Here is a 25,907-nt window from a genome sequence, read left to right as displayed (position 1 = left end):
AGGGCCGACCGACACCCTCAGCGCGGGCCGGTGAGGTTGTCGGTCCAGTCCTCGTTGGGATCGGGCGGACCGCCGGTCGGCAGGCGCCATTCGCCGCGATAGGAGAAGTCCAGCGTGCCGCACAGTCGGGCCTGGCCGGCCGCCTTGGGATCGTCGCCGAAGGCCTGGATGCGCAGGTCGTGGCGCAGAGCGATGCGGCTGAAGCTGAGCCACAGGCGCTTGGAGCCGGGGCAGAAGGCTCGGACATAGACCTTGCCCTGCTCGGCCGTTCCGTCGACCTCATAGAGGGCCGCGTCGGCGTCGACGCCCGACATCGCCGAAAGACCGCCCTTGCCGAGGTCCTTCTGGCTGCCCTTGCGCAACAGGGCCTGGGCGGGCACGCCGGTGGCCAGCACCTTGATCGGCCGGGCGCCGAGCAGGCCCTGCTCGAACAGCACCGTCACTCCCGCCCCGGTCAGGCGCCGCGCGTCGGGCGAGATCGGGTCGTAGGAGAACATCCGCCGCTCGGCCGCCGCGGGTCCGGCCAGAGCGCTCAACACGGCCGTGGCGGCCAGGAACAGGGGCAGGCTGGGCTTCATCGCTTGAGCTGCAGGTTCACGGCCTGGGCGTCGAAGCCCGACAGCCGCCAGCTGCCGCCCTCGCGGGTGAAGGTCAGCATGCAGGGGCCGTCCTTCTTGGCGGCGCAGACGCGGCCGTCGCCGACCGGACGCAGGGCCGAGGCGATGGCGATGCGGCCGGGGATCGGCTTGTCGGGCGTGTAGCCGTAGTAGTTGGCGGCGGCGCGGAACACCTCGGGGCGGATCAGAGCCGCGCCGGCGACGTCGGCGGCCGGACCGGCCAGGGCGATCATCGCCGCCTGCCATCCGCCCTTGAGACCCGAACGGCGGGCCTCGTCGACCAGGCGGGCCTCGACCGCGCCGGTCAGGGCCCGGTGATCGACCAGGCTGTCGAACGTGGCCCGGTCGTTGTTCCGGATCGCCGTCAGCAGGGCGTGGACGTCGCCGGCGGCGTCGTAGCGGTCGGCCGTGGCGCAGGCGCTCAGCGAGGCGGCGACGGCGGTCAGGGCGAGAAGAGCTTTGATGCGCATGGACAAGGGCTAACGCTCAATTCCGGCGAATTCCAGTCGCTCGCGCCAGGCCTCAGGCCTGGCTCGTGGCGAGACGTGCGGCGAGATCCTTGCTCCGCGCCTGGGCGACCGGATCGAGGTGGTCGTAGCAGGCCTTGAGGAAGGCGGTCTCGGCCGCGGCGTCGGCGAAGAAGCGCACCGGCAGGAAGAAGGCCTGACCCGGCCCGATGAACAGCCACGACTTGTGGCCAGGCGCGATCTGGGAAACGCCGGCCCAGGCCAGGCGGGTCTCATAGTGGGGCCAGACGATCGTCAGTCCCGCCTCGTCGGCGCGATAGGTGGTGGCCACCTGCATCGGCACGCCGCGCGCCATCCAGGCCTTGGGCGCCATCCGGCCGCAGATCCGCCGCCACAGCAGCACGGCCGGGATCGCAACGGCCAGCAGCCCCAGCAGGCCGGTCCCGGGAGCCAGCCAGTCGGCGAGCGACGACGCCGCCAGCAGCGCCGCCATGTAGACCAGCAGCATCAGCCAGGGCAGGAAGCGTTTGGCGCCGAACAGATGCCTGCGCAGCGGCCCGCAGGCCTTCTGGCTCTCGAAGATCCCGATATCCCCGACGACTTCCATCGACGCACACCCCCGAACGCAAGAAAGGCGCGAACCGAAGTCCGCGCCTTCCTCTAAGCTGAGTTCAGGTCAAACGCCTAGTCGAGCTGGCGCTTGATCTCCTCGACGGTGAAGCACTCGATGGTGTCGCCGACCTTGATGTCCTGGAAGCCCGCGAACATCATGCCGCACTCCTGACCGACGGGGACTTCGTTGACCTCGTCCTTGAAGCGCTTGAGCGTCTGCAGGGTGCCCAGTTCGAGCACGACGATGTCCTGACGGATGATCCGGACCTTCGCGCCCTTGCGGACCACGCCTTCGGTGACCTTACAGCCAGCGACCTTGCCGATCTTCGTGATGTCGAAGGCCTGCAGGACCTCGGCGTTGCCGAGGAAGGTTTCGCGCTGGATCGGGGCCAGCATGCCCGAGAGCACGCCTTTGATGTCGTCCAGCAGGTCGTAGATGATCGCGTAGTAGCGGATCTCGACGCCTTCGCGTTCGGCCAGGGCTCGCGCCTGGGCCGAGGCCCGGACGTTGAAGCCGATGACCGGCGCGCCAGCGCCCTTGGCCAGCATGACGTCGCTTTCGCTGATCGCGCCGGCGCCCGACAGGATGATCCGCGCGCGGACCTCGTCGGTGGCCATCTTGTCCAGCGAACCGATGATCGCCTCGGCCGAACCTTGCACGTCGGCCTTGATGATCAGCGGAAGCTCTTTCAGCTTCTTGTCCTGCAGCTTGGCCATCATGTCGGCCATCGAAGCGCCGGCGCCCACCGGGGCCAGCGTCTTCTCGCGCTTCTGGCGGATGCGGTACTCGGTCAGCTCGCGAGCGCGGGCTTCGTTCTCCACGACGGCGAAGGCTTCGCCGGGCGAGGGAACGCCGTCCAGGCCCAGGATCTCGACAGGCGTGGCCGGACCAGCCTCGGTCAGCTGCTCGTTGCGCTCGTTCAGCAGCGCGCGAACGCGGCCGAACTGGCTGCCGGCGACGACGATGTCGCCGCGCTTGAGCGTGCCGCGGTTGACCAGCACGGTGGAGACCGCGCCACGACCCTTGTCCAGCTTGGCCTCGATCACGACGCCGTCGGCGGTGCGGTCGGGGTTGGCCTTCAGGTCGAGCACTTCGGCCTGCAGCAGGATGGCGTCGAGCAGGTCGTCCAGACCCGTGCGAGCCTTGGCCGAGACCTCGATAATCTGGGTGTCGCCACCCAGGCTTTCGACGACGATCTCGTGCTGCAGCAGCTCGTTGACCACGCGGGTCGGATCCGAGCCCGGCTTGTCCATCTTGTTGACGGCGACGATGATCGGCACGCCAGCGGCCTTGGCGTGTTTGATCGCCTCGACCGTCTGCGGCATCACGCCGTCGTCGCCGGCCACCACCAGCACGACGATGTCGGTGATGTTGGCGCCGCGGGCGCGCATGGCCGAGAAGGCGGCGTGGCCGGGCGTGTCGAGGAACGTCACGCGCTGGCCGTCCTTCAGGCGAACCTGATAGGCGCCGATGTGCTGGGTGATCCCGCCGTGTTCGCCGGCGGCCACGTCGGTGGCGCGCAGGGCGTCGAGCAGCGAGGTCTTGCCGTGGTCGACGTGGCCCATGATGGTCACGACCGGAGGACGGGCCTCCAGGTGATCGTCGTGGTCCTCGGCGCCGATGAAGCCTTCTTCGACGTCGGCTTCCGACACGCGCTTGACGGTGTGGCCGAACTCGGTAGCCACCAGCTCGGCGGTGTCGTTGTCGATGACGTCGTTGATCTTCAGCATCACGCCCTGACGCATCAGGAACTTGATGATCTCGACGCCGCGCACGGCCATCCGGTTGGACAGCTCCTGAACGGTGATGACGTCGGGGATCACGACCTCGCGGGCGACACGCGCCTGCTCGACCGCGCCGCCACGGCGCTTTTCCTTTTCGCGTTCACGGGCCCGGCGAACCGAGGCCAGCGAGCGCATGCGGTCGGCGGACTCCCCATCACCGGCCACGGCCTGGATGGTCAGACGGCCTTCACGGCGCTGCGGAGCGCCCTTGGCGCGCGAAACGGCCTTGTTCGGCGCGTTGTTGGCCTTGCGGCGATCGTCATCCTCGTCCGGACGGCGATCGGTCAGGCCGCCGCCGGGCCGCGGGGCCGAGCGGGTGGCGCGCTGGATTTCCGGCGTGGCCGGAGCCGAGGCCGGAACGCCCGGACGCGGACCGCGCGGACCACCGGGGCCGCCAGGACCACGGCCGGCGCCCGGCGCCGGGCGCGGGGCCAGGGCAGAATAGCGGACGGTCTGCTGCGGACGGTCGCCTTGCGGACGATCACCCTGCGGGCGGTCGCCGCCCGAGCGGTAGCCGCCGCCGGCGCCTTCCGGACGCGGGCCGCGCGGACGGTCGCCGTCCGGACGCGGAGCGCGCTGGTTGTAGGGGCCGTCCTGACGGGGCGCACGCTGGTTGTACGGCCCGTCCTGGCGCGGAGCGCGCTGGTTGAACGGACGGTCGCCCTGCGGGCGGTCGCCTTGGGGACGATCGCCTTGCGGGCGCTCGCCGCCCGGCGTCGGCCGGTAGGTCGTGGTCGTCGGACGATCGTCGCGGCGCTCACGGCTGGGTTCGTAGGTGCGGGTCTGGCCCGGAGCGCTGTGGCGCGGAGCCTCGGCGCGGGGCGCTTCGACGCGCGGCGCGGCCGGAGCCGGAGCGGGCGTCGGCGCGGGCGCGACCGGAGCAGCGGCGGCCGGGGTCGGCGCGGCCGGAGCCGGCTTGGCGGCGGCGGCTTCAGCGGCGGCCTTCGCGGCAGCGGCCTTGGCGGCGGCTTCGCGAGCCGCGGCGGCCTCGGCGGCGGCGCGGGCGTCGGCGGCGCGACGTTCGGCGGCCTGGCGTTCCTGGGCTTCGCGAGCGGCCTCGATGGCGCGCTGGCGAGCGCGCATCTCGTCCTGCGACAAGCCGCCGGCCGACGAACCGCCGCCTTGCCCTTGCGGACGCGGCGCGTCGTGGCGACGCTCGGCCTGGGACGGCGCGGCGAGGTTGCCGGAAGCCGGCGCATGCGGACGCGTGCGCTTCGTCTCGACAACCACCGTCTTGGTCCTGCCGTGGCTGAAGCTCTGCTTCACAACGCCGGCGCTCACCGAGCCCTGGCGGGGCTTCAGGGTGATGGGCGCGCGCCCACCGGGGTTGGAACCAGGCCGACCGTTATCGTTCTCGTCGCTCATGCGCTCGCTTGTACTTCCGCCGGGCGGGTTCCCGGCCCAAAAAACCGATCAATCCATACGAGAAAGGGGCCTGGACGTACCTCCAATAGGAAGCGCGTTTCCCGGCCCTTCGCTCAAGAGCGCGACGCCTGCGGCGGCTTGCTCCAACATTCAGGTTCTAGGCTCTTTTCGTCGCCGGATGAAGCCATCCAAGGACGTATAGAAGCCTAGGGCTCCTCGTTCTGACGCACCACCCAGTCCGGCGGCGTGAAAGGACGGAAGCCTGATAACCGCTCGACGTCCAAAGTCCAGCGATCCGTGCCTCGCCCCGCGAGGAGCGCCGTGTGTATCACATTCTCCCCGCCCAAGGCCAAACCCAATTCGTCGGATGTGAACATCCCGAGGATTCTTGGGGCGTTCGGCGCTTTGCGAGCGGCTGAAAAGACCTTGCGGCGGCCATCTTCGGCGCCGTCGGCGGCTTCGATCAGCCAGGCGGTCTTGCCCGAGGCCAGGGCCGCCAGAACCTTTTCGAAGCCGGAGATAATGCTCCCCGAGCGCCGCGCAAGGCCCAGGCCGTCGAGAACCCGCTTGGCCAGAAGCCGTTCCACCTGGTCGGCCAGGTCGGCCGGGGCGAACAGCTTGGCCTTGGCCGAGCGCGAGAAGGCGTTCTTCTTGACGGCCGCGGCGATCGACTCGCGGTCGGCCGCCACCCACATGCCGCGCCCGGGCAGCTTGCGGGCCACGTCGGGGATCACGACGCCGTCGGGACCGGCCACGAACCGCACCAGGCGCGCCTCGTCGACCGCCTCGCCCAGGACGATGTCCTTGCGGGCGCGGCTGGCTTCGGCGTGGGTTTTCGGTGCGGCCTGGTCGATCATGCGTCTTCAAAGGAAGCGGCCCTTCCGAGGATCGGAAGGGCCGGCTGTCTCTTACTGCTCCTCGGCGGCTTCTTCGGCGGCGGGGGCTTCCTCGCCTTCGACTTCAGCGGCCTCGGCCTCTTCGATCTCTTCGACTTCCTCGTATTCCGGCTCCGGCGGGGCCTCGACCCAGCCCATGGCGATACGGGCGCGCATGATCAGGGCTTCGGCGTCGTCAGGCGACAGGTTGAAGCTTTCGAGGATGCCCGGCTCGCGCACGCGCTCGCCGTTCTTGCTCTCGAACCAGCCGCGCATGTCGTCGGGGACGAGGCCGGCCAGGTCTTCGATGGTCTTCACGTCGCCTTCGCCCAGGGCCACGGCCATGGCCAGGGTCACGCCCTCCACGCCCAGCAGTTCGTCCTGGACGCCCAGCTCGACGCGCTTGGCGTCCAGGGCGGCGGCTTCCTTCTCGAGGAATTCGCGGGCGCGGGCCTGCAGTTCCTCGGCGGTCTCGTCGTCGAAGCCTTCGATCGAACCGATCTCGTGGGTGTCGACATAGGCGACGTCTTCCACGGCGGCGAAGCCTTCGGTGACCAGCAGCTGGGCGATGACCTCGTCGACGTCCAGGGCTTCCTGGAACAGGGCCGTGCGCTCGGTGAACTCGCGCTGACGGCGCTCGCTCTCCTGGCTTTCGGTCATGATGTCGATCTGCCAGCCGGTCAGCTGCGAGGCGAGGCGGACGTTCTGGCCGCGGCGGCCGATGGCCAGCGACAGCTGCTCGTCGGGCACCACCACTTCGACGCGCTCGTCTTCCTCGTCCATGACGACCTTGGAGACTTCGGCGGGGGCCAGGGCGTTGACGATGAAGGTGGCTTCGTCTTCCGACCACTGGATGATGTCGATCTTCTCGCCCTGCAGCTCGGCGACCACCGCCTGCACGCGCGAACCACGCATGCCGACGCAGGCGCCGACCGGGTCGATCGAGCTGTCGTTGGAGATCACGGCCATCTTGGCGCGCGAGCCCGGGTCGCGGGCCACGGCGCGGATCTCGATGACGCCGTCGTAGACTTCCGGCACTTCCTGCGCGAACAGCTTGGCCATGAAGCCGCCGTGGGCGCGCGACAGCATGATCTGCGGGCCCTTGGTCTCGCGACGGACGTCGTAGATGTAGGCGCGGATGCGGTCGCCGACGTTGAAGTTCTCGCGCGGGATCGACTGGTCGCGGCGCATGATGCCTTCGCCGCGGCCCAGGTCGACGATGACGTTGCCGTATTCGACGCGCTTGACGCTGCCGTTGACGATCTCGCCCGAGCGGTCCTTGTACTCTTCGTACTGGCGCTCGCGCTCGGCTTCGCGAACCTTGTGCATGACGACCTGGCGAGCCATCTGGGTCTGCACGCGGCCGATCTCGAACGGCGGCAGGGCTTCTTCGTAGATCTTGCCGATCTCGGCGTCGCGCCAGGTGCGCTTGGCCGAGGTCAGGTGGACCTTGCCGATCTCGCCTTCCAGGTCGGCGTCGTCGGCGACGATCTCGATCACGCGCTTCTGCGTCGTCTCGCCCGTGCGCGGGTCGATCTTGACGCGGATGTCGTGCTCGGCGCCGTAGCGGGCGCGGGCGGCCTTCTGCAGGGCGTCCTCGATGGCCTCGATGACGACTTCCTTCTCGATGCCCTTCTCGCGGGCGACCGCGTCGGCGATCTGGAGCAGTTCAAGCCGGTTGGCGGCGATGCCGATGGCCATGGTCAGTCCTCTTCACTTTCGGACAAATCGTTGTCGTTCTCGGCGTCCACGCGGGCGGCGCGCGCATCGGCGCCCCGCTTCATCAGCTCGTCGGTGAGAACGAGCTTGGCGTCGACGATCCAGGCGAACGGGAAATAGACGGTGACGTCGTCCTCGCCCTCGATATTGAGGCCGATCTGGTCGTCCTCGACACCGGCGAGCTCGCCCTTGAAGCGCTTGCGGCCCTCGGCCACGCGATCGAGCTCGATGCGCACCTCGAGACCGGCGTAGGTCTCGAAGTCCTTCAGGCGGGTCAGCGGGCGGTCGACGCCCGGGCTGGAGACTTCCAGGGTGTATTCGCCGGCGATCGGGTCGGCGGCGTCCATCACCTCGGAGATGGCGCGCGACAGCTTGGCGCAGTCCTCGACGTTCATGTCGCCGCCGCTGCCGTCTTCCAGAAGCGGACGCTCGGCCATGATCTGCAGGCGGCGCTGCTCGGCCCCGCCCATCAGGCGCAGGCGGACGATCTCGTAGCCGGTCGCCTCGGCGACGGGGTCGAGCATCTCGATCAGGTCCAGGTCTTCTCGCGTCTTGCCGCGCACGGTTCTCTTCTCAACTTCGCGGGCCGTCCGCCGGGAGCCTCGAAGGCCCAGCTGGCGAGCGACCAAAGAAAAAGCGGCAGCCTTTCGGGCCGCCGCTCGAAAGCGCCAATCAGCGCTAACGGACGATGTGGGAGCTATATAGCGCGATAGGCGAGCGGGTGGAAGCCCCCTCCTGGCCAGCCCTCGCGCGACACGCGAGGCCGGCTTCGCAGGCCCCGCAAGCCAAGCGCCGAAAGCTGTTCTGGCGGTCACTCGACAAGCTGGACCACAGATCGAAGATGCTTTTGCAGGCCCAAGTCGAGGGCCGGACACGCCCCCTCTTTCGCATCGCAACACTTGTGGCCTATACAGGCGGCCGCTTGAGGCCCGCCTCCCCGCGGGAGCCTTCCCACAACGAAGAGTCACTATGGACCTCTCCAAGATCGCCGTGGGCGTGAACCCGCCCTACGACCTGAACGCCGTCATCGAAATTCCGCAGGGCGGCGAGCCGGTGAAGTACGAGATCGACAAGGAAAGCGGCGCCCTGATGGTGGACCGTTTCCTGCACACGGCGATGTTCTACCCGGCCAACTACGGCTTCATCCCGCACACCCTGGCCGACGACGGCGACCCCGCCGACATCATGGTCGTGGGCCCGACCCCGGTGGTGCCCGGCGCGATCATCCGCTGCCGCCCGATCGGCGCCCTGATGATGGTCGACGAGGCCGGGTCGGACGAAAAGATCCTGGCCGTGCCGGTCGACAAGCTGCACCCCTTCTACACGGGCGTGAACAGCTGGCGCGACCTGCCGACCATCCTGACCGAGCAGATCGCCCACTTCTTCCAGCACTACAAGGACCTGGAAAAGGGCAAGTCGACCAAGATCACCGGCTGGGCCGATCCGGACGAGACCGCCGAGCTGATCCGCGCGGCGATCAAGCGTCACGACGAGAACTACTGATCCTTCCAAGGATCGAGATGCGGCGCCGGGGACCTCTCCGGCGCCGTTTTCTTTTGCGGTTTCAAGCCCCGGGTGTGACCTTCGCGACCTTGCGCGCGGGGCCGCTCGACCCCATAACCTCGCCGGATGAGCGAGACCCCGCAAAAGCGCCTCTACATCAAGACCTACGGCTGTCAGATGAACGTCTACGACAGCGAGCGCATGACCGACGTCCTGCGCCCGCTGGGCTATGGCGTGGTCGATGATCCCGAGGGCGCGGATCTCGTGGTGCTCAACACCTGCCACATCCGCGAGAAGGCCACCGAGAAGGTCTATTCCGAGCTTGGCCTGATCAAGCAGATGAAGGACCGCAAGGCACAGACCGGCGGCAAGATGACCATCGCCGTGGCCGGTTGCGTGGCCCAGGCCGAGGGCCAGGAGATCATGAACCGCCAGCGGGCGGTTGACCTGGTCGTGGGCCCGCAGGCCTATCACCAGCTGCCCGAGCTGATCGCCCGCGCCCACCGGGCCAGCGGCGAGCGGCTGGCCGCCGACTTCGCCGCCGACGAGAAGTTCGACGCCCTGCCGGCCGAGCGTCACGTCACCGGCGTCACCGCCTTCCTGACCGTGCAGGAGGGCTGCGACAAGTTCTGCACCTTCTGCGTGGTGCCCTATACGCGCGGCGGCGAGTGGTCGCGCCCGGTGAACGACATCGTCGAGGAAGCCAAGCGCCTGGCCGGCGCGGGCGTGCGCGAGGTCACCCTGCTGGGCCAGAACGTCAACGCCTATGACGGCGACGGCTCGACCCTGGCCAAGCTGGTGCGCAAGCTGGCCACGATCGATGGCCTGGACCGCATCCGCTACACAACCAGCCACCCCCGCGACATGGGCGAGGACCTGATCGAGGCCCACGGCGAGCTGCCGCAGCTGATGCCGTACCTGCACCTGCCGGTGCAGGCGGGCAGCGACAAGATCCTCAAGGCCATGAACCGCGACCACACGGCCGAAAGCTATGTGAAGCTGATCGAGCGCATCCGCGCGGCCCGGCCCGACATCGCCATGAGCGGCGACTTCATCGTCGGCTTCCCCGGCGAGCGCGACGGCGATTTCGAAAAGACGCTGGAGCTGGTGCGCGAGGTCGGCTTCGCCAGCGCCTTCTCGTTCAAGTATTCGCGCCGCCCCGGCACGCCGGCCTCGGCCATGCCCGGCCAGGTCGACGAGGCCGTTAAATCCGAGCGCCTGGATCGCCTGAACCAGCTGCTCGACGAGCAGCAGCGGGCCTTCAACGCCAGCCAGGCGGGCAAGACCCTGCCGGTGCTGTTCGAGAAGGCCGGCCGCCACCCCGGCCAGATCGTCGGCCGCAGCCCCTATCTGCAAGCCGTCCACGTTTCGGGCGGCGAGCACCTGATCGGGACGATCGTTCCCGTCCGCATCGAGAGCGCCGCCAAGATGAGCCTGGCCGGCGTGCTCGCCAACGAACCCGCTTTGGAGACCGCGTGAGCCGCACGCCCGAGTTCCTGCCGCTTTCCGACGACGCCGTCGTCGCCGTCACCGGCCCGTCCGGCCGCCATGCCGCCCTGATCGAGGACGCCTTCAAGGTCCTGCTCGAGACGCCCGGCGGCGGCGTCAAGATCACTGGCGACGTCAAGGGCCGCTCGGCGGCCAAGCGCGCGCTGCTGGCCCTGGCCGAGCGCGCCGACGCCGGCCATGAGGTGGTCGAGGCCGATATCCGCGTGGCCGTGGGCGAAGCTCACAGCGCCGGCGGCCAGGCCTCTCCGCGCGCCGTGCGCCGCGGCGCCGTCTCGCCCAAGACCAAGAACCAGGCCGCCTACATGGAGCAGATGGCCCGCCATCCGCTGGTGTTCGGCCTGGGCCCCGCCGGCACCGGCAAGACCTTCCTGGCCGTGGCCCAGGGCGCTGGCATGCTGCTGCGCGGCGAGGTCGACCGCCTGATCGTCACCCGCCCCGCCGTCGAGGCCGGCGAGAAGCTCGGCTTCCTTCCGGGCGACCTGAACGAGAAGGTCGACCCCTACATGGCCCCGGTCTGGGAGGCCCTGACCGACATCATGGGCGCCGAGCAGCTGCGCCGCCGCCGCGACAAGGGCGAGATCGAGGTCGCCCCGATCGCCTTCATGCGCGGCCGCACCCTGGCCCACGCCTTCGTCATCGTCGACGAGGCCCAGAACTGCTCGCGCCTGCAGATGAAGATGGTGCTGACGCGCCTGGGCGAAGGCGCGCGCATGGTGGTCACCGGCGACCCGACCCAGATCGACCTGCTGAACCCCCGCGACTCCGGCCTGGCCCACGCCGTCTCGATCCTCGACGGCGTCGAGGGCGTGGCCGTGGCCCGCTTCACCTCGACCGACGTCGTGCGCCACCCGCTGGTGGAGCGCATCGTCAAGGCCTACGACGCCGACGCGGCCCTGGTGGCGACTCCCCGATGATCACCGTAGATATCGAAATCGAAGACGAGGCCTGGACCAAGGCCGAGCCCGAAGCCGAGGCCCTGGTCTGGCGCGCCGCCCAGGCCGTGCTGGACGCCCACGAGGACGTCGAGGGCCAGGGCATCGTCATCCTGCTGGCCGACGACGACAGCGTCCAGGCGCTGAACCGCGACTTCCGGCAGAAGAACTACGCCACCAACGTCCTGTCCTTCCCGTCGCCGCAAGACCCAGCGGCCAACCCGGAAGGCCAGATCGGCGACATCGCCCTGGCCTACGGCGTCTGCGCCCGCGAGGCCGAGCAGCAGGGCAAGCCCCTGGCCCACCACCTGCAACATCTTGTGGCGCATGGGGTGCTGCATCTCTTAGGATACGACCACGAGGGCGACGACGAGGCCGAGGCCATGGAAGCGCTCGAACGCGAGATCCTGGCGGGACTGGACGTTCCCGATCCCTACGCCGACGAGAGGTGAAAGCCCAAAGGCATGCCTGACGACGACCAGAGTTCCACGCCCGCCGGTCCGGCTCGCTTCAGCCGGGGCCTGCGGGCGTTCTTTCGTGAGCTGCGGCGGGCCGCGCCGGTCAAGCGTTCGCGCCCGGCCGATCCCGACCACGTCGCCGCCCCCGACCTCGTCGACCAGGCCGAGGCGTTTAAGACGCTGAAGGTCGGCGACGTGATGACCCCCCGCCCCGACGTCGTCGCCGTCGAGGTCGAAACCCCCTTCGCCGTGGTCGTGGCCCAGTTCGTCGAGGCCGGCCATTCGCGCATGCCGATCTATCGCGAGGCCCTGGACCAGCCGATCGGCGTGATCCACGTCAAGGACGTCTTCCGCCTGCTGGCCGACGACGCCCTGCGCCCCGAGCCCGAGGCCCGCGTCCTCGAGCAACTGCGCCGCGACATGCTGCTGGTGCCCGCCTCGATGCGCGCCGCCGACCTCCTGCTGCGCATGCGCACCAAGCGCATCCACATGGCCATGGTCATCGACGAGTTCGGCGGGGTCGATGGCCTGGTGACCATGGAAGACCTGATCGAGAGCGTGGTCGGCGACATCGACGACGAGCACGACGACGCCCAGGTCGCCACCGTCACGGCCCGGCCGGACGGCGCCTTCGAGACCGACGGCCGCACGCCCCTGGAAGACCTGGAGGCCGCGGTCGGCGAGACCCTGGCCCCGCCCGAGCACGAGGAGGAGGTCGACACCGTCGGCGGCCTCGTCGCGGCCCTGGCCGGCCAGGTACCCGAACAGGGCCAGGTCGTTCGCCACCCGGCCGGCTTCGAGCTGGAGGTTCTGGAGGCCGACTCCCGCCGCGTGCTGCGGGTGCGGGTGCGCCGGGCGCCGGAACCGGCGCAGGTCGAGACCTCGTTCGATCCCGTGGACGCCCCTTGAACCTGCGCGCCCTGACCGCCGCTTCCCCCTGGCGAGACCGCGGGCTGGCGCTCGCCTCGGGCCTCGCCGCCGCCCTGGCCCATCCGCCGTTCGGGATCCTGCCGGGCCTGCTGGGCTACGCCCTGCTGCTATGGCTGCTGGACGCCATCGACGGACCCCGGCCCCTGCGGAGCGCCTTCCTGCGGGGCTGGCTGGCGGGTCTGGCCTATTTCGGCCTGGGCACCTGGTGGATCGGCGAGGCCTTCATGGTCGACGCCGCCAACCAGGGCTGGATGGCCCCGTTCGCGGTGACCGCCATGGCCGCCGGCCTGGCGCTGTTCTGGGGCCTGGCCGCCGTTCTCTACCGCCGCCTGCGGCCCGCGGGCGCCGTTCGAGTGCTGGCCTTCGCCGCCGCCCTTTCGGCGCTGGAGTGGGTGCGCGGCCACGTGCTGACCGGCTTTCCGTGGAACCTGCCGGGCGAGACCTGGAAGGCCGGCTCGGCGCCGTCCCAGGCCGCCGCCCTCGTCGGCGCCTACGGCCTGACCTTCATCACCCTCGCCATCGCCGCCGCCCCGGCCGTGTGGCGGCAAGGCCGTTCGGGCCGGATCGCCGTCGGCGCGGCAGGCCTCGCCCTGGCCGGCCTCTATGCCGGCGGCGCCCTGGCGCTGAAGGCCGCGCCGCACCCGACGGCGCCGGACGCGCCCCTGGTGCGCATTGTCCAGGCCAACGTCCAGCAGTCGGCCAAGTGGGACGCCGCCAGCTTCCAGGCGATCGTCAACGACTATGTCTCGCTGACCGCCCAGCCCTACGCCGGCGACAAGCCGGCCGACATCGTGGTCTGGCCGGAAGGCGCCCTGCCCGCCGCGATCAACGACTATCTGGCCCCCGGAACCTGGGTGCGCCAGGCGATCATGGACGCCCTGCGGCCGGGCCAGTTGCTGCTGATCGGCGGCTATCGCTACGAAGGCTCGGCGCAGGCGCCGGTCTACTACAACAGCCTGGTGGCCCTGCGCCGCGAGCCGGGCGACCTGGTCATGGTCGGGGTCTACGACAAGCACCGGCTGGTGCCGTTCGGCGAGTACCTGCCGGCCGACGGCCTGCTGACCGCCATCGGCTTCAAGAGCATGGCCCACCTGGGCGACGGCTTCGCCACGGGGCCGCGCCCCGGTCCGCTGACCGTCGCGCCCGGCCTGAAGGTGCAGCCGCTGATCTGCTACGAGAGCCTGTTCCCGGGCCTGGCCCGGAGCGATCCCGACGCGCGGGCGCTGGTCAACGTCTCCAACGACGCCTGGTTCGGGGTCACCTCGGGACCGCTGCAGCACCTGAACCTGGCCAGCTATCGCGCCATCGAGGCGGGCCGGCCGATGATCCGCGCCACCCCCACCGGCGTCTCGGCCATGGTCGACGCCCAGGGCCGCGTGGTGGCCGGCCAGCGCCTGGACCTGGGCGCCCGGGGGGTCATCGACGCCCCCCTCCCCGCCGTCGGCAGGGCGACGCCGGCCTCGGGCCTGGGCGACTGGCCGCTGGTGATCCTGCTTCTCGCATCGGTAGCGGCCTGTATCGCCACTTCGCGTATCGCGGGTCACAAGTTTGCCGCCATGAAAGATATGGGCTGAACTAAAACCGTAATCTCAGGTCTATGCGTAAGCATGACCGTCTCTATCGAATCCCCCGCCGACATCGAGCGTTCGCCCAACCCCGTCGACCTGCACGTCGGCGCCCGTATCCGCATGCGCCGCAAGATCCTGGGCGTCAGCCAGGAGAAGCTGGCCGAGAGCCTGGGCCTGACCTTCCAGCAGGTGCAGAAGTACGAGCGCGGCGCCAACCGCGTCAGCGCCAGCAAGCTCTACGAGATCGCCCGCAGCCTGCAGGCGCCCGTCGCCTACTTCTTCGAAGGCCTGGCCGATCCGTCCGAGCCGGCCGACGGCCAGCCGCGCAACGACCACCAGGTGCACGAGTTCCTGATGACGCCCGAGGGCCTGGAGCTGGCCTCGCTGTTCCCGCGCCTGAACCGCGCCCCGGTGCGCCGCCGGATCCTCGACCTGGTGCGCTCGATGGCCGAAGAAGAGGTCTAGCGACCTTTCCGACCCCGGCCCTCGGGCCGGGGCTCGCCGCCCGCGCGGTCGCCCGAAAGGCGAACGGCCGCCTTGCGGACATAAACTTATCTTTATATGGTTCTCGCTATGCTCGCGGGGCCGGTCGCCGCGTGGGCGCTGGACTCTAAGCCGGAGCCGTCCACTTGAGCCGTTCGTCCTACATCTTCACCAGCGAAAGCGTCTCCGAGGGCCACCCCGACAAGGTCGCCGACCGCATCAGCGACACCGTCGTCGACGCCTTCCTGACCGCCGACCCCGAAGCGCGGGTGGCGTGCGAGACGCTGGTCACGACCAACCGCATCGTGCTGGCGGGCGAAGTGCGGGCCGGCAAGCCGGGCGGCGACAAGAAGGCCAACAAGGAGCTGACCAAGGACATCATCAAGTCCCTGGAGCCCAAGGTCCGCGCGGCCATCAAGGACATCGGCTACGCCCAGAAGGGCTTCCACTGGGAAAAGGCCAAGTACGCCTGCTACCTGCACGGCCAGTCGGCCCACATCGCCCAGGGCGTCGATGCGACCGACAAGAAGGACGAAGGCGCCGGCGACCAGGGCATCATGTTCGGCTACGCCAGCACCGAGACCCCGGAGCTGATGCCGGCCACGCTGCAGTACAGCCACAACATCCTCAAGCGCCTGGCCGAACTGCGCCACTCTGGCGAGCTCTCCGAGTTGGAGCCCGACGCCAAGAGCCAGGTGACCCTGGAGTACGACGGCAACGGCGTGCCCCAGCGCGTGGTCTCGATCGTGGTCTCGCACCAGCACAAGAAGAAGATCGACGGCAAGACCCCGACCTCCAAGCGCGTGCTGGACCTGATCAAGCCGCACATCCTGCCGATCTTCCCCGAAGGCCTGATCACCAAGAAGACCCAGTGGCTGATCAACCCGACCGGCCGCTTCGAGATCGGCGGCCCTGACGGCGACGCCGGCATCACCGGCCGCAAGATCATCGTCGACACCTACGGCGGCGCGGCCCCGCACGGCGGCGGCGCCTTCTCGGGCAAGGATCCGACCAAGGTCGACCGCTCGGCCGCCTATGCCTGCCGCTACCTGGCCAAGAACGTGGTGGCCGCGGGCCTGGCCGACCGCTGCACGATCCAGATCGCCTACGCCATCGGCGTGGCCAAGCCGGTCTCGTTCCACGTCGACCTGCACGGCACGGGCAAGGTCGATCCGGCCGCCCTGGAAAAGCTCCTGCCCGAACTGATCGGCGGCGCCACGCCGCGCGGCATCCGCGAGCACCTGCAGCTGAACCGCCCGATCTACGCCCGCACCGCCGCCTACGGCCACTTCGGCCGCACGCCGGACAACGAAGGCGGCTTCTCGTGGGAGAAGACCGACCTGGTGTCGGAGCTGAAGGGCCTGGCCTGAACATGCGCGCCGCCCCGGAGACGATCTGGGGCGCGCCCTATACGGAAGCCGAACTCGACGCCGCACAGGCGCGGTTCGGCTTTTTGTTTCCGCCCGACCTGCGGGCGCTTCTGCTCGAACACCGCCTGGCCGGGGCCCTGGACTGGACCCGCGATCACGAGGCGATCGCCGAGGCCTTCGCCTGGCCCTATGAAGGCCTGCTGTTCGACGTCGGGAACAACGGCCTGTGGTGGCCGGAATGGGGACCGCGTCCCGATCGGGCGGACGAACGCGCCGCCGCGCTCCGCCGGGCAGTCGACGCCGCGCCGAGACTGATCCCGGTTCTTGGCCATCGCTACATGCCCGAAACGCCGGGCGAGGCCGGAAATCCACTCTTCTCGGTCCATCAGGCCGACGTCATCGTCTACGGGATCGACCTGTCGCACTATCTACAGGTCGAGTTCGGCGGCGATGCGGCCCCCTTCGACGTGAACCGCGGCCGATTGAAGACGATTCCGTTCTGGTCGGAGCTGGTCGAACGGGAAGGCGGCTCGACGCGTCCCTAGCCCGGACGGCGCGCAGGCGCTAAAGACCCGCCCCATGACCAATCCTCAACAGCCCCACGGCCCGCTGCGCTCGTTCGGCCGCCTGAAGTCGCGGCCCGTGAAGCCGCGCCAGCAGGCCCTGCTCGACACCCTGCTGCCGACCATCGCCGTGCCGCACGAGGCCTTCCAGCCGCTCGACCTGATGCCGCAGGCCAAGGAGACCTGGCTGGAGATCGGCTTCGGCGGCGGCGAGCACATGGCCGCCCAGGCCGGCCGCCGGCCCGACGTGCTGGTGATCGGGGCCGAGCCCTTCGTCAACGGCGTGGCCAGCGCCGTGCGTCACGTCGAGGAACAGGCCCTGTCGAACGTCCGCATCCACGAGGGCGACGCCCGCGACGTGGTCGGCTGGCTGCCCGACGCCTCGATCGACCGTCTCTTCGTGATGTTCCCCGACCCCTGGCACAAGGCCCGGCACAACAAGCGCCGGATCATCCAGCCGGAGTTCGTGGCCGACCTGGCCCGCGTGCTGAAGCCCGGCGCGGCCTTCCGCTTCGCCACCGACTGGGCCGACTACGCCGAGTGGACGATCGAGCGGGTGCTGGCCAGCCCCGACTTCCGCTTCGCCGAGGAGGGGATCGACCGCCAGGCCATCCCGGCCGACCACGTGACCACCCGCTACGAGGAAAAGAAGCTGGGCGACTGCGCCCCGGTGTTCCTCGACTTCGTGCGGGCCTGAGCTCCCCGGGAGTTCGGACCAAAGAAAAAAGGGCGCGGGATGATCCCGCGCCCTTTGTCTTGATCCAGGTCAATCACTCTTCGATCGGCACGCCGTAGAGTTCGAGGCGGTGATCGATCAGCTTGTAGCCGAGCTTCTTGGCGATCGCGTGCTGCAGAGCCTCGATCTCCTCGTCCACGAACTCGACGACCTTGCCGGTCTTCATGTCGATCAGGTGGTCGTGGTGATGGGTCGGCGTCTCTTCGTAGCGCGAACGGCCGTCACGGAAGTCGTGACGCTCGATGATGCCGCTCTCCTCGAACAGGCGAACGGTGCGGTAGACCGTGGCGATCGAGATGTGCGGGTCGATGGCGTGGGCCCGACGGTGCAGCTCCTCGACGTCCGGGTGGTCGTCGGCCGACGACAGTACGCGCGCGATGACCCGACGCTGGTCGGTCATGCGCATGCCTTTTTCGATGCAGAGCTTTTCGAGGCGGTCCAAGGCGGCGTCTCCGTCGGGGATTCGCGGGCACAATAGGCAATCGGTTCCTAAGTGTTAAGCGCCCGCCGCATGACGACGGCGTCCTTCGCGCCGTCGGGGTGGGGATAATAGCCCTTCCTGAGACCCACTTGCGAAAAGCCCGTGGCGCCGTAGAGGCCGATGGCCGCGGCGTTGTCGGCCGCGACCTCCAGGAAGAGGTCGAAGGCCCCCGTCTCGGTCGCGATCCCGGCCGCCATCTCGACCAGGGCCGCGCCCCAGCCGCGCCGGCGAGCGGCCGGGTCTACGGCGATGGTCAGGATCTCGGCCTCGCCGGCGATGGCGCGGCACAGGATGAAGCCGCGCGGCGCCTCCGGCTCGCCCGAAGAGCCGAGCACGGCGAACACGCCGGGCGAGTTCAGCAGGGCCTCGAACTCGGTCGGGGCCCAGGGCCGGTCGAAGGCCTTCTCGTGCAGGTCGGCCAGGTCCCAGCACGCTTCCAATCCGACGGGACGCAGGTTCATGCGGCCGGCATCGTGGCGTAGGGCGCGCGCAGATAAAGCGGCCGGGGCGAATGGGTCGGAGCCGGACGCGCGGCCGCCAGGCGGGCGATGGCCGCAGGGTCGGCGACGGCCAGGTCGAGGCGCGCGGCGTCGGGCAGCACGCCGTCCAGCAGGGTCGCGCCGGTACCCACAAGGGTGGCCGGCCCGCCGGAATAAAGCTCGGCCAGGCGGGCGGTCGCCGAGCCGATGTCGAGGGCGTCGGGGGCCATCAGGGCGGTCCCGCCGTCGAAGACCTGCAGGTAGACCTGGCCCATCTTGGCGTCGAGGGCGGCGGCGACGAAGCCGGACGCCCCCGAGGAGGCCGCCAGGGCCTCCAGGCTGTTGATCCCGACGCAGGGGATGCCAAGGGCCTGCGCCAGGCCCTTGGCGAAGGACAGGCCCACGCGCAGGCCGGTGAACGAGCCGGGGCCGACGGTGACGGCGATGCGGTCGAGATCGGCGAAGGCGATCCCGGCCTCGGCGGCGATCTCCTTGGCCAGGGGCGCGATGCGCTCCTGGTGGCCGCGGGTCATGGGTTCGCTGCGGGCGGCCAGGACGCGGCCGTCCTCGATCACGGCGACCGACGAGGCCGCCAGGCAGGTGTCGACGGAAAGAACGCGCAAGATCAGGCGGCCCCGACCTGGGCGGTCTCGGCCGGACGCCAGACGAATTCGTTGAGCTGGGCCTTGGCCTTCAGCGTCGCCTCGTCGGGCACGCCGCCCTTGGTCCAGCCGGGCACGCCGAAGACGTAGGAGACCGTCGGGGCCTCGGGGCGCACGCAAACGGTTTGGTTGACGGTGCGGCCCTCGCCGGCCCGGCACTGGCCCGTGGTGAAGCCCAGGGCGGCCCACTTGGCCAGCAGGCTCTCGCCCTTGGGACCGCGCACGTCGCCAGCGGCCAGGCGGATCTCGGCGATGCCGCCGTCGGCGCCCTTGCCGATCTCCAGCAGCGGGACGTTGTCCTGCTCGACGGTGATGATCGGCCCGGGCGGGCCGTCGCCGACGTGGATGAAGGCGCTCTTGACCACGGCCTTGGGGAACAGGGCCTGGATCGTCGCCTGGTCGAAGGCGGTGGCGGCGGTGATGGGGCCCACGCCCGCGGCGCCCACCTGCAGCGGGCCGCCCGTATAGGGGGTGATCCTGATCACGGCCTGGCCGTCGGCCGGCTTGGCCGCTTGCGGCGCGGCCGCGTCGGGCTTGCCCGAGGACTGGGCGGGGGTCTTTTCGGCGGGGCCGCAGGCGGCCAGCAGGGCCAGCGGCGCGGCGATGAGCGCGAGACGGAGGGTCATGCCGTGGTTCTAGCGCGCCCTCCCCTCGCCGTCATCGCCCGGCTTCACGGGCGATGACCAGAAGGCCCCGGATCAGAGGATCTGGGCGGCTTCCTCGAAGTCCAGGCGCGGGTTGCGCGGGAACAGGCCCTCGTCGGTGCCGTAGCCGATCGAGGCGATGAAGTTGCTCTTGATGTTGGTGCCCTCGAAGAAGGCCGCGTCGACGCCGGCGTTGTCGAAGCCCGACATCGGACCGACGTCCAGGCCAAGCGCCCGAGCCGCCAGGATGAAGTAGCCGCCCTGCAGCGAGCTGTTGCGCAGCGCGCCCCATTCCTTGGCGACCGGATCGCTGAACCAGTTCTTGGCGCCCGGGGCGTGCGGGAACAGCTTGTCGAGGGTCTCGGGGAAATCGAGGTCGTAGCCGACGATGACGGTGACCGGCGCGGCCAGGATCTTCGGGGCGTTGGAGCCCGACGACAGGGCGGCCAGCTTTTCCTTGGCTTCCGGGCTGGTCACGAAGATGAAACGGGCCGGGGTGGCGTTGGCGGCGGTCGGGCCGAACTTCACCAGGTGGTACAGTTCGCGCAGCACCGCTTCCGGCACGGGGTCGGACTTCCAGCCGTTGCGCGTGCGCGCCTCGGTGAACAGCTGGGCGAGAGCGGCGGTGTCGAGCTTGGACATCAGCGATCCTTATAGGAAACCATAATCGCAACTTATGTAGTTACAGTATGGGGATCCCGACGGATCGCGCAAGGCGCCCGGGGCCGAAAAGCAGCCCCGGGACCGGGAAGATCAGAGCGTCTGCTCGACCCGGGTCACTTCCGGCACGTAGTGCTTGAGCATGTTCTCGACCCCCGACTTCAGCGTCGCCGACGACGAGGGGCAGCCCGAGCAGGCGCCGCGCATGTGCAGCCAGACGACGCCGGTGGCCGGCTCGAAGCGGCTGAAGACGATGTCGCCGCCGTCCTGGGCCACGGCCGGACGGATGCGGGTGTCGAGCAGTTCCTTGATCTCGGAGACGATCTGGGCGGCTTCGTCGTCGTAGACGCCGTCCTCGTCGTGGCCGCCGGCGGCCTCCTCGCTCACCAGCAGCGGGCGGCCGCTGGTGAAGTGATCCATGATCGCCGCCAGGATCGGGGCCTTCAGGTGCGGCCACTGGGCGTCCTCGCCCTTGGTCACCGTCAGGAAGTCCGGACCGAAGAACACCCGCGTCACGTCGCCGAGGCGGAACAGGGCGTCGGCCAGCGGCGAGGCCTCGCCCTCCTCGGGGGTGCGGAATTCCCGCGCGCCGTCCACCAGGACCTCGCGGCCGGGGAGGAACTTCAGCACGTCGGGATTGGGCGTGGTTTCGGTCTGGATGAACATGCCGGACATGTGGCCCTTGCGAGGGCGGAGAGCAAGACCCGCCTTGTTTCACCTTCTCCCAGAGGGAGAAGGAGGGGCCCGCCGCGCAGCGGTGGGAGGATGAGGGGTTACGAAGCTGACCGGCGTGCCGGCACGACGTCAGACGCCGTCACCCCTCACCCTCCCAGGCTATCGCCTGGGCCCCGCCCTCTCCCCTCCGGGAGAGGGATATTCCTTACGCGCCCCAGAAGCCGACCAGCTTCTTGGTCTCGGCCACGACCGGATCGGCCACGGCGCGGGCGCGCTCGGCGCCGTCCTTGAGGATGGCGTCGATCTGGGCCGGGTCGCCGGTCAGCTCGCGCATGCGCGCGCCGATCGGGCTCATGACCTCGACCGCCAGCTCGGCCAGGGCCGGCTTGAACGTGCCGAAGCCCTTGCCGCCGAACTCCTCGATGACCTTGGCGCGGGTGGTGCTCGACAGGGCCGCGTAGATGTCCACGAGGTTGCGGGCTTCCGGACGCTCGGCCAGGCCTTCGACGGTTTCCGGCAGCGGCTCGGGATCGGTCTTGGCCTTGCGGATCTTGGCGGCGATGGCGTCGGCGTCGTCCATCAGGTTGATGCGCGAGGCGTCCGACGGGTCGGACTTGCTCATCTTGGCCGTGCCGTCGCGCAGGCTCATGACGCGGGTGGCGGGACCCTCGATCACCGGCTCGGTGACCGGGAAGAAGGCCGGCTGGCCGCCCGGGGCGCCGAAGTCGTTGTTGAACTTCTGGGCGATGTCGCGGGTCAGTTCCAGGTGCTGCTTCTGGTCCTCGCCCACCGGCACGTGGGTGGCCTTGTAGAGCAGGATGTCGGCGGCCTGCAGCACCGGGTAGGTGTAGAGGCCTACCGAGCTGCGCTCCTTGTGCTTGCCGCTCTTTTCCTTGAACTGGGTCATGCGGTCGAGCCAGCCCAGGCGCGCCACGCAGTTGAAGATCCAGGCGAGTTCCGCGTGGGCCGGCACGGCCGACTGCGGGAAGATCGTCGCCTTCTTGGGGTCCAGGCCCGCGGCGATGTAGGCGCAGGCGATCTCGCGGGTCTGCTGGGCCAACACCGCCGGGTCCTGCCAGACGGTGATGGCGTGCATGTCGGCGACGAAGATGAAGGGCTCTTCGTCCTGGATGTCGACGAAGCGCTTGAGGGCGCCGAGATAGTTGCCCAGGTGCAGGGCCCCGGAGGCCTGGATCCCGGACAGGATGCGCTTGGGACCCGCGTAGGCGACGGGAGCTTGGTCGGTCATGGCTTCAGCCTTGGATGTCGGAAACGGTCGGAATGGCGGCGCGCACGAGGGCGCGGGCCGCGTCCGCAGACGCGGCGATCGGGTTCAGCGGAAGCTGCGCCATCGCGGCGCGAGGGAACCGATCAAAGCCATGGGCATGCTCGTTACCGTCCCCGCGCCCTTGCGACAAGGCTCTAGGTCGCCTTGCCGCGCCGCAGGGCGGCCTTCAGCTCGCTCGGCTTGACCCCGCCGAACAGGAACAGCAGCGGGAAATAGAGGCCGCCGCCGACAAGGACGGTCAGGACGAGGGCGACTTCCTTGGCGCCGATCACATGGCCGCGCAGGCCCAGCGCCTCCAGTGGCGCCTCGATCAGCGGCCGCCAGTGCGAGGCCGCCGCCAGGACGAGGCCCATGCCGACGCTGGCCAGCAGGATGCGGGTCACCCGCGACCAGGTCTGGCCCGACGGGCCGTAGTGGCCCTTGCGCCAGAGGGTGAAGGCCATCTGACCGACATTGAGCCACGAGGCAATGGCGGTCGCTGCGGCGATGCCCTTCACGCCCACCAGATTGAACAGCACGATGCCGAAGGCGATGTTCACCGCCACCGAGATCAGGGCGAACCGCATCGGCGTCTTGGTGTCGCCGCGCGCGAAGAAGGCCCGCGAATAGAGCTGCTGCAGCACGAAGGCCGGGGTGCCCAGGCCGTAGAAGAATAGCGCCGACGCCGTCTGGCTGGCGTCGAAGGCGGTGAACTCGCCGCGGGTGTAGAGACCGTCCGACAGGAAGCCGGGCATGGCCACCAGTGCCGCGGCGGCCGGCAGGGTGAAGGCCAGTGCGAGCGCGATGGCCTGATCCATGGCGCTCTGGGCGTCATCGCCGTCGCCGGTGTTCACGGCGCGCGCCAGGCGCGGCAGCAGGGCCACGCCGATGGCCACGCCCACCAGGCCCAGCGGCAGCTGATAGAGCCGGTCGGCCGTCGCCAGCCAGGTGCGGCCGCCGGGGACGTGGCTGGCCAGGTTGCCGGAGATGAAGATGTTGACCTGGGTCGCGCTGGCCGCCAGGGCGCCGGGAATGGCCTTGCCGATCAGGGCCTTCACCTCGGGCGTCAGGCGCGGCAGCCGCCAGTGGACCTTGGCGCCGGACTTGTTGACGCCCCAGACCAGCAGGGCCGCCTGGGCGACGCCGGCGACGATCACGCCCACCGAGCCCCAGGTGGCGGCCGAGACGGCGTTGGTCTGCGGCAGGATGAAGATCAGGGTGGCGATGTTCAGCAGCACCGGCGCGCCGGCCGACAGGATGAACTTGTCGCGGGCGTTCAGCACGCCCGACAGGTGCGCCACGATGGCCATGCACGGCAGGTAGGGCATGGTGATCTGGGTCAGCACCACGGCCAGCTTGTACTTGGCCGGGTCGGCGGCGAAGCCGGGGCTGATCAGCATCATCAGCCAGGGCATGGCCAGCTGACAGATCACGGTGATGATGATGGTGGCGGCCGCCAGGGTGGCCATGGCGTCGGCGGCCAGGATGTCGGCCTTCTCCTCGCCGTCCTCCTGCAGCGACTTGGCGTAGGCCGGCACGAAGGCGGCCGCGAAGGCGCCCTCGGCGAAGAAGCGGCGGAAGAGGTTGGGGAAGGCCAGCGCCGTGTTGAACGCGTCGGCGGCCGGCGTGGCGCTGGCCCCCATGCGGTAGGAAATCGCGAGATCGCGCACGAAGCCCATCAGCCGGCTGACCAGGGTCAGGCCGGAATAGATCATCGACGACTTGAGCAGGCCTCCACCCTTCTTGGCGGGCGGGGCGGACGTCGGTTCGGGCGCGGCGGAGGTGTCGGTCACGTCCGGCTTCTGGGCGCTGCGCGTGAGGGCGTCAAGCAGGCGCGCGCGCCTGCATCGAGGTTTGACGGAAAGTGCATGCCTCGCCTACGGCGAGCCCCCTCCGGTCCTCCGAGCCACCTCCCCGGAGGGAGAGGATCTGAGGCGCAGGATGCTCCCCCTCTGGGGGAGCTGTCGCGTAGCGACTGAGGGGGGCCTTCGCCTACAGCCCCAGCCGTCGCGCCCGTCCGGCGATCTGCAGGGCCAGGCGTTCGGCGATCAGCTGGTCAGGAGACCCCGAGGTCTTGCAGGCCTTGTCGGCGACCAGGATGTCCTGCTGCACGGTCAGAAGATGTTCGAGCGTCCAGGCCCGGGCCTGGCGCAGGAACTCGCGTTCGGTCTTCCAGAACACGCCCGAGGCCTTGGCGGCCGCGCCCAGGTCGACGCCGTTCTTGTGCAGGGTCAGGGTGCGGCGCAGGCGGCCCAGATAGTAGCCCATGGCCCGCACGGCGGCCGGACCGCCCTCGCCTTCCTGGGCGGCGCGACGCAGGCCCGCCTGGGCCGCGCCGATCTTGCCGCCGAAGGCGTCAGCGGCGGCGTCGCTGAGCGAGGCCTCGGGCTCGACGCCGAGGAAGTCGGTCAGGTCGGCGGGCGTGGCGACCACGCCGCTGTTGGGACCCAGATAGAGGGCCAGCCGCTCGATCTCGGCGCGGGCGACGCCGCGCTCCTTGGGCAGGCGGTTGACGAACAGGTCCAGCGCCTCGCCGTTCAGGCTGACGCCGTCGCGCGAAAGCGCGTCGCGGGTCAGGCGCGCCATGTCGCCGACCTCGTCCTCGTAACAGGGAATGACGTAGCAGCCGTTGGCCTTCTCGCCCGTCTTGCGCAGGGCGGAGTCGCGGCCCAGGGCCCCGGCCTCGACCAGGAAGAAGGCCTCGGGGTTCAGCCGGCCTTCGACATGGGCGGTAAGCGCCTCGGCGGCCTGCTTGTCGGGACCGGCCTTCTCGCCCATCAGCCGCAGGCGCACGAGCCGCTTGCCGCCCATCATCGACAGGGCGGCGAGCTCGTCTTCAAGACGGCCGGGCTGGCTGTCGAGGTCGCCCTCGGTCAGCAAGGCGGTGTCGAAGGGGTCGTCGGGCCGCTCGACCACCTTGTGGGCGAGCTGGGTGGCGCGGTCGCGCACCACGCCGCGGTCCTTGCCGTAGATGACGACGGCGCGGACGTCGGGGGTCGGGTCCTTCAGGAACCGCTCGACGTCCTGCCGCTTGGAAAGGATGGCCACGTGATCAGGCGGGCGCCTTGCCGGCCAGCCAGGCGGCCAGGTCCAGCTGGATCTTGCGGGCGACCTCGGCGGCGGCGCGCTCCTGGCCGTCCTGCTGGGCGGCGATGGCGGCGTAGGGCTGGTCGGCGGAGTCGTAGGTGACCACCGCCGTCGCGACGCCCTTGCGCACTTCCGAGCCCGTCGTCGTGTCGGTGAGCTTCCACTCGACCTTCATGTTGAGCTCGTAGCGGTTGGCCACGTTGTCGACGCGCACGCCGCGGGCGAAGCGCTTCTCCTCGACCTTGTAGGTCAGGCGGTGCGAGGCCAGCACGTTGGGATCACGCGCCAGGGCGTCGTCCAGCTGCTCGCGCAGCAGGTAGCCGGCGCGGCCGTCGGCCGCCACCACCTCGATCGCGCCCAGGCCGCCGGTGACGCCGTGCTGGCCATAGAGCGGGGTGAAGCCGCAGGCCGACAGGGCGAGGGTCGAAAGCAGGGCGGCGGCCGCCAGGAGACGCTTCAT

The 25,907-nt window shown here is 69.8% G+C and carries 27 protein-coding genes; 10 read left to right on the top strand and 17 right to left on the bottom strand.

Annotated features, from left to right (window positions below; genetic code table 11):
* Positions 1-17 precede the first annotated feature (17 nt).
* The 7 genes from G5B46_RS11195 to rimP all read right to left on the bottom strand — a co-directional run bounded on the left by G5B46_RS11195 (position 18) and on the right by rimP (position 8,054).
* Entirely contained in the window at positions 18-578 is a 561-nt protein-coding gene (locus G5B46_RS11195; RefSeq protein ID WP_165258713.1) for a hypothetical protein, read from the bottom strand.
* On the bottom strand, positions 575-1,087 hold the full coding sequence (locus tag G5B46_RS11190; RefSeq protein WP_165258711.1) for a DUF2939 domain-containing protein: 513 nt from the start codon (positions 1,085-1,087) through the stop codon (positions 575-577). Before G5B46_RS11190 ends, G5B46_RS11195 begins: the two co-directional genes overlap by 4 nt.
* A gap of 52 nt (positions 1,088-1,139) precedes the next feature.
* Entirely contained in the window at positions 1,140-1,691 is a 552-nt protein-coding gene (locus tag G5B46_RS11185; RefSeq protein ID WP_165258709.1) for a YcxB family protein, read from the bottom strand.
* Positions 1,692-1,768: 77 nt separating this feature from the next.
* Positions 1,769-4,846 carry a translation initiation factor IF-2 gene (infB, locus tag G5B46_RS11180; protein ID WP_165258707.1) on the bottom strand — a complete coding sequence of 1,026 codons (3,078 nt, stop codon included), beginning with the start codon at positions 4,844-4,846 and terminating at the stop codon, positions 1,769-1,771.
* 206 nt (positions 4,847-5,052) lie between these two features.
* A complete protein-coding gene (locus tag G5B46_RS11175; RefSeq protein WP_165258705.1) occupies positions 5,053-5,703 on the bottom strand; it encodes an RNA-binding protein in 651 nt (216 codons plus the stop codon).
* 51 nt (positions 5,704-5,754) lie between these two features.
* Entirely contained in the window at positions 5,755-7,422 is a 1,668-nt protein-coding gene (gene nusA / locus G5B46_RS11170) for a transcription termination factor NusA (protein ID WP_165258704.1), read from the bottom strand.
* A gap of 2 nt (positions 7,423-7,424) precedes the next feature.
* Positions 7,425-8,054, bottom strand: coding sequence for a ribosome maturation factor RimP (rimP, locus tag G5B46_RS11165; RefSeq protein WP_165258962.1), 630 nt, complete (start codon positions 8,052-8,054; stop codon positions 7,425-7,427).
* 355 nt (positions 8,055-8,409) lie between these two features.
* On the opposite strand from rimP, the gene ppa reads away from it, so the two are divergent.
* The 10 genes from ppa (at position 8,410) to trmB (ending at position 17,453) form a co-directional block, all read left to right on the top strand.
* The gene (gene ppa, locus G5B46_RS11160) at positions 8,410-8,943 is read left to right on the top strand and encodes an inorganic diphosphatase (protein ID WP_058347149.1); all 534 of its coding nucleotides are present in this window, start codon (positions 8,410-8,412) and stop codon (positions 8,941-8,943) included.
* Between the two features lie 126 nt (positions 8,944-9,069).
* Positions 9,070-10,422 carry a tRNA (N6-isopentenyl adenosine(37)-C2)-methylthiotransferase MiaB gene (gene miaB / locus G5B46_RS11155; RefSeq protein ID WP_165258703.1) on the top strand — a complete coding sequence of 451 codons (1,353 nt, stop codon included), beginning with the start codon at positions 9,070-9,072 and terminating at the stop codon, positions 10,420-10,422.
* A complete protein-coding gene (locus tag G5B46_RS11150) occupies positions 10,419-11,366 on the top strand; it encodes a PhoH family protein (RefSeq protein ID WP_101720481.1) in 948 nt (315 codons plus the stop codon). Before miaB ends, G5B46_RS11150 begins: the two co-directional genes overlap by 4 nt.
* Positions 11,367-11,377: 11 nt before the next feature.
* Complete coding sequence (gene ybeY / locus G5B46_RS11145) at positions 11,378-11,836, top strand: rRNA maturation RNase YbeY (protein WP_165258961.1); 459 nt, start codon at positions 11,378-11,380, stop codon at positions 11,834-11,836.
* 12 nt (positions 11,837-11,848) lie between these two features.
* Positions 11,849-12,751 (top strand): hemolysin family protein, encoded by a 903-nt coding sequence (locus G5B46_RS11140; protein WP_165258701.1) that lies wholly within the window; start codon positions 11,849-11,851, stop codon positions 12,749-12,751.
* On the top strand, positions 12,748-14,346 hold the full coding sequence (gene lnt, locus G5B46_RS11135) for an apolipoprotein N-acyltransferase (RefSeq protein WP_165258700.1): 1,599 nt from the start codon (positions 12,748-12,750) through the stop codon (positions 14,344-14,346). Before G5B46_RS11140 ends, lnt begins: the two co-directional genes overlap by 4 nt.
* A 33-nt stretch (positions 14,347-14,379) precedes the next feature.
* Positions 14,380-14,805: a helix-turn-helix transcriptional regulator gene (locus G5B46_RS11130; RefSeq protein ID WP_165258699.1), complete on the top strand. Its 426-nt coding sequence runs from the start codon at positions 14,380-14,382 to the stop codon at positions 14,803-14,805.
* Positions 14,806-14,969: 164 nt separating this feature from the next.
* Entirely contained in the window at positions 14,970-16,193 is a 1,224-nt protein-coding gene (gene metK, locus G5B46_RS11125; RefSeq protein WP_165258697.1) for a methionine adenosyltransferase, read from the top strand.
* 2 nt (positions 16,194-16,195) lie between these two features.
* Complete coding sequence (locus tag G5B46_RS11120; protein WP_165258695.1) at positions 16,196-16,738, top strand: SMI1/KNR4 family protein; 543 nt, start codon at positions 16,196-16,198, stop codon at positions 16,736-16,738.
* A 34-nt stretch (positions 16,739-16,772) separates the two neighbouring features.
* Positions 16,773-17,453, top strand: coding sequence for a tRNA (guanosine(46)-N7)-methyltransferase TrmB (trmB, locus tag G5B46_RS11115; RefSeq protein WP_165258693.1), 681 nt, complete (start codon positions 16,773-16,775; stop codon positions 17,451-17,453).
* A gap of 73 nt (positions 17,454-17,526) precedes the next feature.
* Here trmB and G5B46_RS11110 read toward each other — a convergent pair whose 3' ends face one another.
* The 10 genes from G5B46_RS11110 to lptE all read right to left on the bottom strand — a co-directional run bounded on the left by G5B46_RS11110 (position 17,527) and on the right by lptE (position 25,907).
* Positions 17,527-17,934, bottom strand: a complete 408-nt coding sequence (locus G5B46_RS11110) for a Fur family transcriptional regulator (protein ID WP_101720476.1) — start codon at positions 17,932-17,934, stop codon at positions 17,527-17,529.
* A gap of 47 nt (positions 17,935-17,981) precedes the next feature.
* Positions 17,982-18,434, bottom strand: coding sequence for a GNAT family N-acetyltransferase (locus tag G5B46_RS11105; protein WP_165258691.1), 453 nt, complete (start codon positions 18,432-18,434; stop codon positions 17,982-17,984).
* Positions 18,431-19,075 (bottom strand): tRNA (adenosine(37)-N6)-threonylcarbamoyltransferase complex dimerization subunit type 1 TsaB, encoded by a 645-nt coding sequence (tsaB, locus tag G5B46_RS11100; protein WP_165258689.1) that lies wholly within the window; start codon positions 19,073-19,075, stop codon positions 18,431-18,433. The genes G5B46_RS11105 and tsaB overlap by 4 nt, the downstream gene beginning before the upstream one ends.
* A gap of 2 nt (positions 19,076-19,077) precedes the next feature.
* Positions 19,078-19,740 carry a DUF1131 family protein gene (locus G5B46_RS11095; RefSeq protein ID WP_165258687.1) on the bottom strand — a complete coding sequence of 221 codons (663 nt, stop codon included), beginning with the start codon at positions 19,738-19,740 and terminating at the stop codon, positions 19,078-19,080.
* A gap of 72 nt (positions 19,741-19,812) precedes the next feature.
* Entirely contained in the window at positions 19,813-20,400 is a 588-nt protein-coding gene (locus G5B46_RS11090; RefSeq protein ID WP_165258685.1) for a malonic semialdehyde reductase, read from the bottom strand.
* A gap of 111 nt (positions 20,401-20,511) precedes the next feature.
* Entirely contained in the window at positions 20,512-21,084 is a 573-nt protein-coding gene (locus G5B46_RS11085) for a NifU family protein (RefSeq protein ID WP_165258959.1), read from the bottom strand.
* A 214-nt stretch (positions 21,085-21,298) separates the two neighbouring features.
* Positions 21,299-22,342 carry a tryptophan--tRNA ligase gene (gene trpS, locus G5B46_RS11080; RefSeq protein ID WP_165258683.1) on the bottom strand — a complete coding sequence of 348 codons (1,044 nt, stop codon included), beginning with the start codon at positions 22,340-22,342 and terminating at the stop codon, positions 21,299-21,301.
* A gap of 173 nt (positions 22,343-22,515) precedes the next feature.
* Entirely contained in the window at positions 22,516-24,153 is a 1,638-nt protein-coding gene (gene murJ, locus G5B46_RS11075) for a murein biosynthesis integral membrane protein MurJ (protein WP_346764900.1), read from the bottom strand.
* A 199-nt stretch (positions 24,154-24,352) separates the two neighbouring features.
* Complete coding sequence (gene holA / locus G5B46_RS11070) at positions 24,353-25,402, bottom strand: DNA polymerase III subunit delta (protein ID WP_165258956.1); 1,050 nt, start codon at positions 25,400-25,402, stop codon at positions 24,353-24,355.
* Between the two features lie 10 nt (positions 25,403-25,412).
* The gene (lptE, locus tag G5B46_RS11065; RefSeq protein ID WP_165258682.1) at positions 25,413-25,907 is read right to left on the bottom strand and encodes an LPS assembly lipoprotein LptE; all 495 of its coding nucleotides are present in this window, start codon (positions 25,905-25,907) and stop codon (positions 25,413-25,415) included.

Origin of the sequence: Caulobacter sp. 602-2 (assembly GCF_011043625.1) — a bacterium.
GTDB lineage: Bacteria > Pseudomonadota > Alphaproteobacteria > Caulobacterales > Caulobacteraceae > Caulobacter.
The sequence above is the reverse complement of the archived record's forward strand: the minus strand, read 5'-3'. Positions and strand labels throughout refer to the sequence as shown.

Bases quoted from the DNA above. Each gene is read 5' to 3' on its own strand.
- G5B46_RS11195 (WP_165258713.1), bottom strand. From the start codon at position 578: ATGAAGCCCAGCCTGCCCCTGTTCCTGGCCGCCACGGCCGTGTTGAGC.
- G5B46_RS11190 (WP_165258711.1), bottom strand. From the start codon at position 1,087: ATGCGCATCAAAGCTCTTCTCGCCCTGACCGCCGTCGCCGCCTCGCTG.
- G5B46_RS11185 (WP_165258709.1), bottom strand. From the start codon at position 1,691: ATGGAAGTCGTCGGGGATATCGGGATCTTCGAGAGCCAGAAGGCCTGC.
- infB (WP_165258707.1), bottom strand. From the start codon at position 4,846: ATGAGCGACGAGAACGATAACGGTCGGCCTGGTTCCAACCCCGGTGGG.
- G5B46_RS11175 (WP_165258705.1), bottom strand. From the start codon at position 5,703: ATGATCGACCAGGCCGCACCGAAAACCCACGCCGAAGCCAGCCGCGCC.
- nusA (WP_165258704.1), bottom strand. From the start codon at position 7,422: ATGGCCATCGGCATCGCCGCCAACCGGCTTGAACTGCTCCAGATCGCC.
- ppa (WP_058347149.1), top strand. From the start codon at position 8,410: ATGGACCTCTCCAAGATCGCCGTGGGCGTGAACCCGCCCTACGACCTG.
- miaB (WP_165258703.1), top strand. From the start codon at position 9,070: ATGAGCGAGACCCCGCAAAAGCGCCTCTACATCAAGACCTACGGCTGT.
- G5B46_RS11140 (WP_165258701.1), top strand. From the start codon at position 11,849: ATGCCTGACGACGACCAGAGTTCCACGCCCGCCGGTCCGGCTCGCTTC.
- G5B46_RS11130 (WP_165258699.1), top strand. From the start codon at position 14,380: ATGACCGTCTCTATCGAATCCCCCGCCGACATCGAGCGTTCGCCCAAC.
- G5B46_RS11120 (WP_165258695.1), top strand. From the start codon at position 16,196: ATGCGCGCCGCCCCGGAGACGATCTGGGGCGCGCCCTATACGGAAGCC.
- trmB (WP_165258693.1), top strand. From the start codon at position 16,773: ATGACCAATCCTCAACAGCCCCACGGCCCGCTGCGCTCGTTCGGCCGC.
- G5B46_RS11105 (WP_165258691.1), bottom strand. From the start codon at position 18,434: ATGAACCTGCGTCCCGTCGGATTGGAAGCGTGCTGGGACCTGGCCGAC.
- G5B46_RS11095 (WP_165258687.1), bottom strand. From the start codon at position 19,740: ATGACCCTCCGTCTCGCGCTCATCGCCGCGCCGCTGGCCCTGCTGGCC.
- G5B46_RS11090 (WP_165258685.1), bottom strand. From the start codon at position 20,400: ATGTCCAAGCTCGACACCGCCGCTCTCGCCCAGCTGTTCACCGAGGCG.
- G5B46_RS11085 (WP_165258959.1), bottom strand. From the start codon at position 21,084: ATGTTCATCCAGACCGAAACCACGCCCAATCCCGACGTGCTGAAGTTC.
- trpS (WP_165258683.1), bottom strand. From the start codon at position 22,342: ATGACCGACCAAGCTCCCGTCGCCTACGCGGGTCCCAAGCGCATCCTG.
- lptE (WP_165258682.1), bottom strand. From the start codon at position 25,907: ATGAAGCGTCTCCTGGCGGCCGCCGCCCTGCTTTCGACCCTCGCCCTG.